This window comes from Streptomyces sp. NPDC023723 (assembly GCF_040639815.1).
In the GTDB taxonomy this organism is placed as follows: domain Bacteria; phylum Actinomycetota; class Actinomycetes; order Streptomycetales; family Streptomycetaceae; genus Streptomyces.
The window spans coordinates 40,154-49,650 of the sequence record NZ_JBFAAP010000054.1; the positions used below are offsets into that span (position 1 = coordinate 40,154).

At 74.5% G+C, this 9,497-nt stretch carries 12 protein-coding genes; 6 read left to right on the plus strand and 6 right to left on the minus strand.

The annotated features are described in order from the left end of the window. Nucleotides 1-90: 90 nt before the first annotated feature. Entirely contained in the window at nucleotides 91-882 is a 792-nt protein-coding gene (locus AB0G32_RS33745) for an enoyl-CoA hydratase/isomerase family protein (protein WP_361172267.1), read from the plus strand. A 125-nt stretch (nucleotides 883-1,007) separates the two neighbouring features. Here AB0G32_RS33745 and AB0G32_RS33750 read toward each other — a convergent pair whose 3' ends face one another. Next, on the minus strand, nucleotides 1,008-1,724 hold the full coding sequence (locus tag AB0G32_RS33750; RefSeq protein ID WP_361172270.1) for a nucleopolyhedrovirus P10 family protein: 717 nt from the start codon (nucleotides 1,722-1,724) through the stop codon (nucleotides 1,008-1,010). 88 nt (nucleotides 1,725-1,812) lie between these two features. On the opposite strand from AB0G32_RS33750, the gene AB0G32_RS33755 reads away from it, so the two are divergent. From AB0G32_RS33755 to amaP, 5 genes are read left to right on the plus strand one after another with little or no spacing between them, the layout of a single operon-like run. Next, nucleotides 1,813-2,298: an Asp23/Gls24 family envelope stress response protein gene (locus AB0G32_RS33755; protein WP_361172273.1), complete on the plus strand. Its 486-nt coding sequence runs from the start codon at nucleotides 1,813-1,815 to the stop codon at nucleotides 2,296-2,298. A 38-nt stretch (nucleotides 2,299-2,336) separates the two neighbouring features. Then, complete coding sequence (locus tag AB0G32_RS33760; RefSeq protein WP_361172276.1) at nucleotides 2,337-2,522, plus strand: hypothetical protein; 186 nt, start codon at nucleotides 2,337-2,339, stop codon at nucleotides 2,520-2,522. A gap of 5 nt (nucleotides 2,523-2,527) precedes the next feature. Then, nucleotides 2,528-2,920 carry a hypothetical protein gene (locus AB0G32_RS33765; RefSeq protein ID WP_361172279.1) on the plus strand — a complete coding sequence of 131 codons (393 nt, stop codon included), beginning with the start codon at nucleotides 2,528-2,530 and terminating at the stop codon, nucleotides 2,918-2,920. Further along, nucleotides 2,917-3,561 (plus strand): DUF6286 domain-containing protein, encoded by a 645-nt coding sequence (locus tag AB0G32_RS33770; RefSeq protein WP_361172282.1) that lies wholly within the window; start codon nucleotides 2,917-2,919, stop codon nucleotides 3,559-3,561. Before AB0G32_RS33765 ends, AB0G32_RS33770 begins: the two co-directional genes overlap by 4 nt. 7 nt (nucleotides 3,562-3,568) lie before the next feature. After that, nucleotides 3,569-4,147, plus strand: a complete 579-nt coding sequence (gene amaP, locus AB0G32_RS33775; protein ID WP_361172285.1) for an alkaline shock response membrane anchor protein AmaP — start codon at nucleotides 3,569-3,571, stop codon at nucleotides 4,145-4,147. Between the two features lie 14 nt (nucleotides 4,148-4,161). On the opposite strand, the gene AB0G32_RS33780 is transcribed toward amaP, so the two are convergent. The 5 genes from AB0G32_RS33780 to AB0G32_RS33800 form a co-directional block, all read right to left on the minus strand. Beyond that, entirely contained in the window at nucleotides 4,162-4,917 is a 756-nt protein-coding gene (locus AB0G32_RS33780) for an SDR family oxidoreductase (protein WP_361172288.1), read from the minus strand. 5 nt (nucleotides 4,918-4,922) lie between these two features. Next, on the minus strand, nucleotides 4,923-6,707 hold the full coding sequence (locus tag AB0G32_RS33785) for a glycoside hydrolase family 15 protein (protein ID WP_361172291.1): 1,785 nt from the start codon (nucleotides 6,705-6,707) through the stop codon (nucleotides 4,923-4,925). A gap of 48 nt (nucleotides 6,708-6,755) precedes the next feature. After that, nucleotides 6,756-7,550 (minus strand): SURF1 family protein, encoded by a 795-nt coding sequence (locus AB0G32_RS33790; protein WP_361172306.1) that lies wholly within the window; start codon nucleotides 7,548-7,550, stop codon nucleotides 6,756-6,758. A gap of 70 nt (nucleotides 7,551-7,620) precedes the next feature. Next, nucleotides 7,621-7,854 (minus strand): hypothetical protein, encoded by a 234-nt coding sequence (locus AB0G32_RS33795; RefSeq protein ID WP_361172294.1) that lies wholly within the window; start codon nucleotides 7,852-7,854, stop codon nucleotides 7,621-7,623. A gap of 139 nt (nucleotides 7,855-7,993) precedes the next feature. Beyond that, complete coding sequence (locus tag AB0G32_RS33800; protein WP_361172297.1) at nucleotides 7,994-8,983, minus strand: DEDDh family exonuclease; 990 nt, start codon at nucleotides 8,981-8,983, stop codon at nucleotides 7,994-7,996. Between the last annotated feature and the right edge of the window lie 514 nt (nucleotides 8,984-9,497).

Here is a 9,497-nt window from a genome sequence, read left to right on the forward strand (position 1 = left end):
CGACCGGGTGGTTACTGTGCAGTCACTTAAGTGCGCCGTACGGACCTCCGTACGGCCTACCGAGCCGACCGCACGCATCGGAGGCGCCTCATGGCCGCGCAGGACCCCGTACTCGACCAGAACGGCGTACGGCTCACCGTCGACGACGCGATCGCCACGGTGACGCTGACCAACCCGGCCAAGCGCAACGCGCAGAGCCCCGCTCTGTGGCGGGCGCTCACCGAGGCCGGACGGCGGCTGCCGGGCTCCGTGCGGGTCGTGGTGCTGCGGGCCGAGGGCAAGTCGTTCTCGGCCGGGCTCGACCGGCAGGCGTTCACGCCCGAGGGCTTCGACGGCGAACCGTCGTTCCTGGACCTCGCGCGCGGCAGCGACGCCGAACTGGACGCGGCGGTCGCCGAGTACCAGGAGGCGTTCACCTGGTGGCGGCGCAGCGACATCCTGTCGATCGCCGCCGTGCAGGGACATGCCATCGGGGCCGGCTTCCAGCTCGCGCTCGCCTGTGACCTGCGGGTGGTCGCCGACGACGCGCAGTTCGCCATGCGCGAGACCTCGCTCGGTCTGGTCCCCGACCTGACGGGCACCCATCCGCTCGTCGGCCTGGTCGGATACGCGCGCGCCCTGGAGATCTGCGTGACCGGCCGCTTCGTCCTGGCCGAGGAAGCGGTCAGCAGCGGGCTGGCCAGCCTCGCCGTGCCCGCGGACCAGCTGGCGGACGCCGTACGCGACCTGGCGGCGGCGGTCCTGGCGGCACCGCGCGACGCGGTGATCGAGACCAAGGCGCTGCTCCAGGGCGCGCTCTCCAGGGACCTGGAGGCGCAGCGGGCCGCCGAGCGCGCGGCGCAGGCGCGGCGGCTGCGAGACCTCGCGGGGCTGGGCGAGTAACACCGGTGCGGGAGCGTCGTGGCTGGTCGCGCAGTTCCCCGCGCCCCTGAAAGCAACCGCGCTGGAGGTACCTCAAGGGGCGCGAGCAACCACAACGCACCCGCACCCGGCAACGCACCCCCCTGTCAATCGACGGCAGTCACCAGCACCGCCACGGACGGGTGATCCGGCAGCGCCTGCACGACCGCGGCCCGCACCCGCCGGACCACCTCCACCGCACGGTGACCGGCGTCCACCGCGCACTCCACCCGCACATGCCGCCGAGGCAGCACCGCACCCTGCTCCGGCGTCGAGAACTGCACGGACCGGCCCAGCGTGCCGGTCAGCCGGGTCACGCCCGTGACCGCCAGCACGGCCCGCCCCACCTGGCCTTCCTCGCCGTCCCCGGGAATCTCGCCGTCCTCGGGGACGGCGCCGCCGCCGGGCGCGACCGGCTGCGGAGCGGAGTCCAGCAGCGCGGTCACCCGCAGGTCCACCTCGTCCACCGTCAGACCGAGCCGGAGCGCCGCCGCCTCCGCCAGTGTCTCCCGCACCCGCGCCGCCACCGCCGGCAACGGCTCCGCCGCGGTCGCCGCCAGGTCGGCCGTCACCCGCAGCGGCCCCGGCCCCAGCCCGCTGGGCGGCGCCGGTACGGCCGGCTCGGCCGCGGTGTCCGGGCCGGCGGCGGCGACGCGCAGCCGGTCCAGCCGGACCCCGGGCAGCGCGGCAACCGCCGCCAGCAGCACCTCGCGCGCCGCCCGTTCGGTGATCCAGGCCCCGTCCGGCGGGCCGCCCAGGGGCAGGAACCTGCCCAGCCCCAGTTGCTCCCGTACTGTCCGTGTCCACCGGTCGGCCGTCGTCATTCGTCCAGCCTGCCGCATCCCCGGCGCGCGAGCGCGCCACCACACTTAACGTGGGTCATAGGACGACGACCGGAAGGGACGTACGGCGATGAGTGAGACAACGGAGCGAGGCCGGTCCGGGCAGGACTTCGGGGCCGAGGGCCTGGGCAAGGGACAGTCGGTCAGGCGCGGCGGCGGCGACCCCGGCAGCCGGGGCCGGACCACCATCGCGGACGGCGTGGTGGAGAAGATCACCGGAATGGCGGCACGCGACGTGGCGGGTGTGCACGCCATGGGCAGCGGCATGTCGCGCACCTTCGGCGCGGTACGCGACCGGGTGCCCGGCGGCTCCAAGTCGGGCGTGGCGCGCGGCGTGAAGGCCGAGGTCGGTGAGAAGCAGACGGCGCTCGATCTGGAGATCGTCGTCGAGTACGGAGTGTCGATCGCCGACGTGGCCCGCGATGTGCGGGAAAACGTGGTGGCGGCGGTGGAGCGGATGACCGGCCTCGAGGTCGTGGAGGTCAACATCGCGGTCAGCGACGTCAGACTGCCGGACGAAGAGGACGAGGATCAGTCGGAGTCGCGGCTCCAGTGAGACGGCCCCGACAGCTCCGGACTTGAGGAGAGCGCACCATGAACATGGCCGTGGTCGGCATGATCGCCGGCATGGCACTCGGTTTCGCCGGATACTTCGGCGGATTCGGCGCCTTCCTGCTGGTGGCCGCCCTGGGCGCCGTCGGCTTCGTGGTCGGCCGGCTCCTGGAGGGCGACATGGAGCTGGGCGACTTCTTCCGCAGCCGCGACGACCGCCGGCGGTGACCGGCGTGAGCGGTGCGGCCACCGAGCCGCACGCGGCACAGGACACCGCCGAGCCCGAGGACGCCGTACCGCCCGGCGAGCGCGGCGCCACCCGGATCGCCGACCGGGTCGTCGCCAAGGTGGCCGCCCAGGCGGCGCGCGAGGCGGTCGGCGAACTGCCGCCGGACGCCGAGCGCCCGCACGCGACCGTCGTGGTGCGCCACGAGGTGGCCCGGATCCGGGTCCACGTCGAACTCGGCTACCCCTGTGACGTCGGCGCCCGCTGCGGCCGGGTACGGCACCGGGTCGCCGAGCGGGTGTCCACGCTGACGGGCATGAAGGTGCCGGAGGTCGCCGTGCAGGTCGAACGGCTGCACCCGGCGGCGGAGTACGGCGCGGCACAGGGAAGGACGCGATGAGCCAACCAGCCGATCCCCAGGGCAGCACGGCCCGGCCGCCGGTCCTGGAGAAGGGCCACGACGGCCGGCCGCCGGCACCGGTTGCCGAGGCCGGCGGCCGGGCGCACCGCTTCTGGTCGGCGCGGCGGATCCCCGCGGGCATCGTCGCGCTGCTGCTCCTGGCCCTCGCGGTCCTCTTCCTGTACGACATCGTGGCCGTGCGCGCCGACCGGCCCGGCATGGCCTGGCGCCGCGAACTGGCCCGGCAGCTCGCCCGGCGCCCGCTGGACGACACCTGGGTGCTGGCCGGCGCCGGGATCGCCGCCGCCCTCGGCCTGTGGCTGCTGCTGCTCGCCCTGACGCCCGGCCTGCGCGCCGTGCTGCCGATGCGCCGCACGCACCCCGACGTCCGGGCCGGACTGCACCGGGACGCCGCCGCGACGGTGCTGCGCGACCGGGCGATGGAGGTCGCCGGGGTGCAGTCGGCGAAGGTCCGCGTCCGCCGGTCGAAGGCCAAGGCGCGGGCGGTGTCGCACTTCCGTGAACTGGACGACGTACGCGCCGATCTGGACACCGCGCTCGGCGACACGGTGCGGGGGCTGGGCCTGGCCCGGCCGCCCCGCCTGTCGGTGAAGGTGCGGCGGCCCGGACGGAAGGGGTGAGGCAACGGTGCTCAGGACTGTCGACCGGGTGCTGCTCGCGCTGGTCGGGCTGGTGCTGCTGGTGCTCGGCGGCTCGGTGCTCGCCGTCGGGCTCGGGGTGAAGGCGCCCTCCTGGTGGATCCACGACTCCCGCCACGACGTGCTGCTCAGCCAGACCGAGCGGACCCGGTGGCGGGACGCCGGCTGGTGGTGGCCGGTGCTGATCGCCGCGCTCGCCGTCCTGCTGCTGCTCGCCCTGTGGTGGCTGGTCGCGGTGCTGCGCCGCCGCCGGCTCGGCGAGGTCCTCGTCGACACCGGCGACGGCGAGGGCGCGGTGCTGCGCGGCCGGGCGCTGGAGGACGCGTGCGCCGCCGACGCGGGCCGGCTGGACGGCGTGGCCCGGGCCGACGTACGGCTCACCGGACGCCGCGGCGCCCCCAGGGCCCGGGTACGGCTCCGCCTGGAACCGCACATCGACCCCGGCACCGCCCTGGACGGCCTCACCACCGGGGCCCTCGCCCACGCCCGCGCCTCGGCCGGCCTCGAAGCGCTGCCGGCCGAGGTCCGGCTCAAGGGCGTCGGGCACCGGGCGGAGCGGGTGAGCTGACCCGGTCGCCGAGGTCAGAAACCGTGCCGTGAGCCGCCGTCCACCGGCAGCATGACGCCCGTGACGTACGACGCCGCCGGGGAGAGCAGGAACGCGGCCGCGCGGCCGAACTCCTCGGGGGCGCCGTAGCGGCGCAGCGGGATACGGGACTCGGAGGCGGTGCGGGTGGCCTGCGGGTCGGCGGACAGGCCGTCCAGCTCGCGGACCCGGTCGGTGTCGATGCGGCCCGGCAGCACGCCGACCACCCGGATGCCGTGCGGGCCCAGCTCGTCCGCGAGGGACTTGGCGAAGCCGGCCAGCCCCGGCCGCAGCCCGTTGGAGACGGTCAGGCCCGGCACCGGCTCGTGCACCGAGCTGGACAGCACGAAGCCGATGACGCCGCCGGGGCCCAGTTCGGCCGCCGCCGTCCGGGCCAGCCGCACCGCGCCGAGGAAGACCGACTCGAACGCGCCCTGCCACTGCTCGTCGGTGATGTCGGCGGCGAACCCGGCCGGCGGTCCGCCCACGCTGATCAGCACGCCGTCGAACCGGCCGAACCGGTCCCGCGCGGCGCCGATCAGCCGCCCCGCGGTCTCCGGGTCGGCGTTGTCGGCGGCCACCGCGACCGCGTTCGGTCCGAGCGCGGTGGCCGCGTCCGCGACGCTCTGTTCGTCCCGTCCGCTGATGACCACCTTCGCTCCGTCGGCGACCAGTGCCCGCGCGGTGGCGTTGCCCAGGCCCCGGGTGGCCCCGGTGACGACGTACACCCGGTCCCTCAGTCCAAGATCCATGTTTCCTATCCTGCCCCCTCGGCCCCGGCCAGCGCGAGGGCGGTGTGCACCAGGCCGATGTGGCTGAACGCCTGCGGGAAGTTGCCGAGCTGCCGGCCGGCCACCGGGTCGTACTCCTCCGCCAGCAGTCCCACGTCGTTGGCGAGCCCCACCAGCCGCTCGAACAGGGCCCGCGCCTCCTTGCCGCGGCCGGTCAGCTGGAGCGCGTCCGCCAGCCAGAAGGAGCACACCAGGAAGGTCCCCTCGCCGCCCGGCAGCCCGTCCACCGTGCTGCCCGAGGTGCTGTACCGCTGCACCAGGCCGTCGCGGGTCAGCTCCCGGGAGACCGCGTCGATGGTGCCGGTCACCCGGGGATCGTCCGGCGGCAGGAAGCCGACCCGGGGGATGAACAGCAGCGCGGCGTCCAGCTCCCGCGAGCCGTAGTACTGGGTGAAGGTGTTGCGCTCGGGGTCGTAGCCCTTCTCGCACACCTCCCGGTGGATCTCGTCGCGCAGCGCCCGCCAGCCCTCCAGGTCGCCGCCGAGCTCCGGCTCGTCCTCCAGGGTGCGCACCGCGCGGTCCGCCGCCACCCACGCCATCACCTTGGAGTGCACGAACTGGCGGCGCCCGCCGCGCACCTCCCACAGCCCCTCGTCGGGGCGGCGCCACGCGGTGCGCAGAAAGTCCAGCAGGGCCCGCTGCAACTGCCACATCTGGTGCTCGGCCGGCATCCCCGCCGCCCGGGCCAGCGACAGGGTGTCCATCACCTCGCCGTACACGTCCAGCTGGAGCTGGTTGACCGCGTCGTTGCCGATCCGCACCGGCGTCGACCCCTCGAAACCGGACAGCCAGGGCAGCTCCGACTCGGGCAGCCGGCGCTCACCGGCCAGCCCGTACATGATCTGCAGGTCCGCCGGGGAGCCGGCCACCGCGCGCAGCAGCCAGTTCCGCCACGCTTCGGCCTCGTCCACGTAGCCCGCCGCCAGCAGCGCGCCCAGGGTGAGCGTGGAGTCGCGCAGCCAGCAGTGCCGGTAGTCCCAGTTGCGCACCCCGCCCGGCTCCTCCGGCAGCGAGGTGGTGGCGGCGGCCACGATGCCGCCGGTCGGCTTGTAGGTGAGCGCCTTGAGCGTGATGAGGGAGCGGACCACCGCGTCCCGGTAGGGGCCGTCGTAGCGGCAGCGGGAGACCCAGGACCGCCAGTCCGCGACGCTGTGCTCCAGCGCCTCGTACGGGTCGACCAGCGACGGCCGGGGCTCGTGCGAGGGATGCCAGGTGAGCACGAACGCCACCTTCTCGCCCGCCTTGACGGTGAACTCGGAGTGCGTCCCGTAGTCCTCGCCCCAGGTGGGCACCTCGGGCTCGCTGCGCAGCCACGCCGAGTCCGGCCCGGCGACGGCCACCCGGTGCCCGTCGGTCCGGCGCACCCAGGGCACCACGGACCCGTAGTCGAAGCGCAGCCGCAGCGTGCTGCGCACGGTCACCTCGCCGCTGATCCCCTCGACCACCCGGACCAGATCGGGGGCGCGGTCGCGCTGCGGCATCAGGTCGGTGACCCGGACCGAGCCGTCCGCGGTCTCCCACTCGGTGTCCAGGACCAGGGTGTCGCGGCGGTAGGCGCGCCGGGTACAGCGTTCGGCGCCCGCGGGGGCGATGCGCCAGTGGCCGTTGTCCTCACCGCCGAGCAGCTTGGCGAAGCAGGCGGCGGAGTCGAAGCGGGGCAGGCACAGCCAGTCCACGGAGCCGTCCGTGGCGACCAGCGCCGCGGTCTGCTCGTCGCCGATGATCGCGTAGTCCTCGATACGGGGGTGCACGGGGACCGTCTTCCCAAGAGGGTGCCCCGCAATCAAGCGGCGGCGCGGCTACACGGCGGCCGGCTGCGCCGCTTCGGCCTCGGCGTCCCGCGTCGCCTCGGCGCGGTCGCGCACCTCGCGGCGGACCAGGAACCACCAGCCGACCGGGACGGCCGCGGAGAACAGCCACCACTGGATGGCGTACGCGAAGTTCAGCGCCGCGTCCTCGTTGCCGGGCCTGCCGATCAGCTCCGGGGCGCCGCCCTTCGGCTCCGGCGCGGTCAGCACGATGTACCCGCCGAGCACCGACGCGTCCAGCCGCTCGGCCTCCTGCTCGCTGTTGATCAGCATGATCTGCCGGTCGGGCAGGCCCTTGAGGTCCTTGATGCCGCTGGCCTCGGTCGTCTCGTCGGGCATCATCCGCCCGGTGACGGTGACCTCGCCGGACGGCGGGGCGGGGATCTTCGGGAACTCGGTCTGACTGGGGCCGTCCGCGGCGATCCAGCCCCGGTTGACCAGCAGGACCTTGCCGTCGTCGAGGACGAACGGGGTGAGCACGTGGTAGCCGACCTCGTCGTCGGCGTTGGTGCGGCGCCGGACGACGACCTCGTCGGCGGTGTCGAAGCGGCCCTTGGCGGACACGGTGCGGTACCGCTCGCCGGTAGTGATCTTCTGCCCCGGGGCGGTCAGCCGCTCCACCGGCACCGGGTCGGCGCCGAGCGCCTCGGCGACCAGGTCGTTGCGGGCGGTGCGCTCCTCGTAGCGGTGCAGCTGCCAGAAACCCAGCCTGATCATCGTGGGGATGAGGAGCAGGGCGACCAGCGTGAGGATCACCCACTGCCGGGACAACAGGAAGCGGTACACCCCATGACCGTACAACTCGGCCATGGGGTGTCGGCAGCCGGGTGCGGGCTCGGCGGCCCGCCGCGTTCCGTCACACCTTGTCGATGACGCCCGTCCTCCCCTCCGAGCGCGCGCAGTGCGCGCCGCAGAACCAGTGGCCGTCGACCTCCACGCCCTGCCCGATGATCTGCACCCGGCAGTGCTCGCAGATGGGGGCCATGCGGTGGATCGCGCAGGAGAAGCAGTCGAAGACGTGCACCGCGCCCTGCGCGTGGACCTCGAAGCTCATGCCGTAGTTGTTGCCGCAGACTTCACATGTCGCCATGCGCCACAGGGTGAGCCGTCGCGGTGGCGCGGGCGAGCGGACGCCGGGCGAGTCGCCCGGCATTCACCCGTCTCGTCCGGCTTTCACCCGACCGGTGTCACACAGTCGTACGAGCCCGCCGGTGCCGGCCGGCCGTACGTCAGCCGTCGGCCGGCTCCACGTCCCGCAGCAGTTGCCCGAACGCCGCCTCGTCCACCACCGGCGTGCCGAACTGCCGGGCCTTGACCACCTTGGAGGTGCCCGAGTCGGGGTCGTTGGTGACCAGCAGGCTGGTCAGCCGGGACAGGCTGGTCGCGACATGCAGACCGGCCTCGGCCGCCCGGTCCTCCAGCAGCTCCCGCTCGATCGAGGTGTCACCCGAGAAGGCGATCCGCATGCCCTGCTTGAGCGGTTTGCCGTCTTCGTACCGGCCCGGGTTGGGATAGGGGCATGCGGGCCGTTTGCGGGACGGGCGCCAACTCGTGGGCCGGTAGCCGCCGGAGCCGCCCGCCTGGTGGCCGATCCGGGGCGAAGGGCGGTCCGCCCACTCGGTCAGCGGCCGGCACTCCTGGAGCGGCAGCCGGACCCGGCCGGCCGCCGCGGCGGACAGGCTCGGCCGGAACGCCTCGGCCAGCACCCGCGCGTCGTCCAGCGCGTGGTGCGCCCGCCGCTGCACCACGCCGAAGTGCGCGGCGAGCGACTCCAGCTTGTGGTTGGGCAGCGGCAGCGCCAGCTCCTTGGCGAGCGCGATGGTGCACAGCCGCTGGCGCACCGGTGCCTCGCGCTCCGCGCGGGCGTACTCGCGGGCGATCATCTGCCAGTCGAAGACCGCGTTGTGCGCGACCAGCACCCGCCCGTCGAGGCGGGCCGCGAACTCCTCGGCGACGTCCCGGAAGAGCGGCGCCCCTTCGAGCACCTCGCTCGTCAGGCCGTGTATCCACACCGGGCCCGGGTCCCGCTCCGGATTGACCAGCGTGTACCAGTGGTCCTCGACCTCGCCGCGCGCGTCGAGCCGGTATACGGCCGCCGAGATGATCCGGTCGTCGCGGGCCAGGCCGGTGGTCTCGACGTCAACGACCGCGTATCCCTGCGGATACGCGGCCGGCCACGCCGTGGGGGAGGACACCGCCGTCGTCTGGTCTTCGAGCATGGTCCCAGAGGATACGGGCCACGACTGACAGCCCGGCCCCCGAGCCCCCGCTCACCGCCAACTTCCGCCGCGGGCGAAGCCCTTCGCACGACCGCCGGGGGACCGGTAGGGGACGTGCGGCGCGGAGACCGGTAGGGGACGTGCGGTGCGGGGACGGTGAACCTGCGCGGGTGGGTGAGGAGATCGCTGGCGGGTCGGCCGGATGCGGGCCGACCGGGCGGGTCGGCGGTGGCGGGGGCCGCTCTCGGGCGGTGGCGGTCGGTCGCCGGCGGGCCGGTGGGGGGATGTGCGGTGCGGAGACGGTGAACCTGCGCGGGCGGGTGAGGAGATCGCCGGCGGGTCGGCCGGATGCGGGCCGCGCGGGGTGGGGCGGCGGTGGCGGGGGCCGCTCTCGGGCGGAGGCGGTCGGTCGCCGGCGGGCCGGTGGGGGAGCGTGGTGCGGAGACGGTGAACCTGCGCGGGTGGGTGAGGAGATCGCCGGCGGGTCGGCCGGATGCGGGCCGCGCGGGGCGGG

What these genes read in the sequence shown, in the direction of transcription:
- AB0G32_RS33745 (WP_361172267.1), top strand. Translation starts at nt 91, where the DNA reads ATGGCCGCGCAGGACCCCGTACTCGACCAGAACGGCGTACGGCTCACC.
- AB0G32_RS33750 (WP_361172270.1), bottom strand. Translation starts at nt 1,724, where the DNA reads ATGACGACGGCCGACCGGTGGACACGGACAGTACGGGAGCAACTGGGG.
- AB0G32_RS33755 (WP_361172273.1), top strand. Translation starts at nt 1,813, where the DNA reads ATGAGTGAGACAACGGAGCGAGGCCGGTCCGGGCAGGACTTCGGGGCC.
- AB0G32_RS33760 (WP_361172276.1), top strand. Translation starts at nt 2,337, where the DNA reads ATGAACATGGCCGTGGTCGGCATGATCGCCGGCATGGCACTCGGTTTC.
- AB0G32_RS33770 (WP_361172282.1), top strand. Translation starts at nt 2,917, where the DNA reads ATGAGCCAACCAGCCGATCCCCAGGGCAGCACGGCCCGGCCGCCGGTC.
- AB0G32_RS33780 (WP_361172288.1), bottom strand. Translation starts at nt 4,917, where the DNA reads ATGGATCTTGGACTGAGGGACCGGGTGTACGTCGTCACCGGGGCCACC.
- AB0G32_RS33795 (WP_361172294.1), bottom strand. Translation starts at nt 7,854, where the DNA reads ATGGCGACATGTGAAGTCTGCGGCAACAACTACGGCATGAGCTTCGAG.
- AB0G32_RS33800 (WP_361172297.1), bottom strand. Translation starts at nt 8,983, where the DNA reads ATGCTCGAAGACCAGACGACGGCGGTGTCCTCCCCCACGGCGTGGCCG.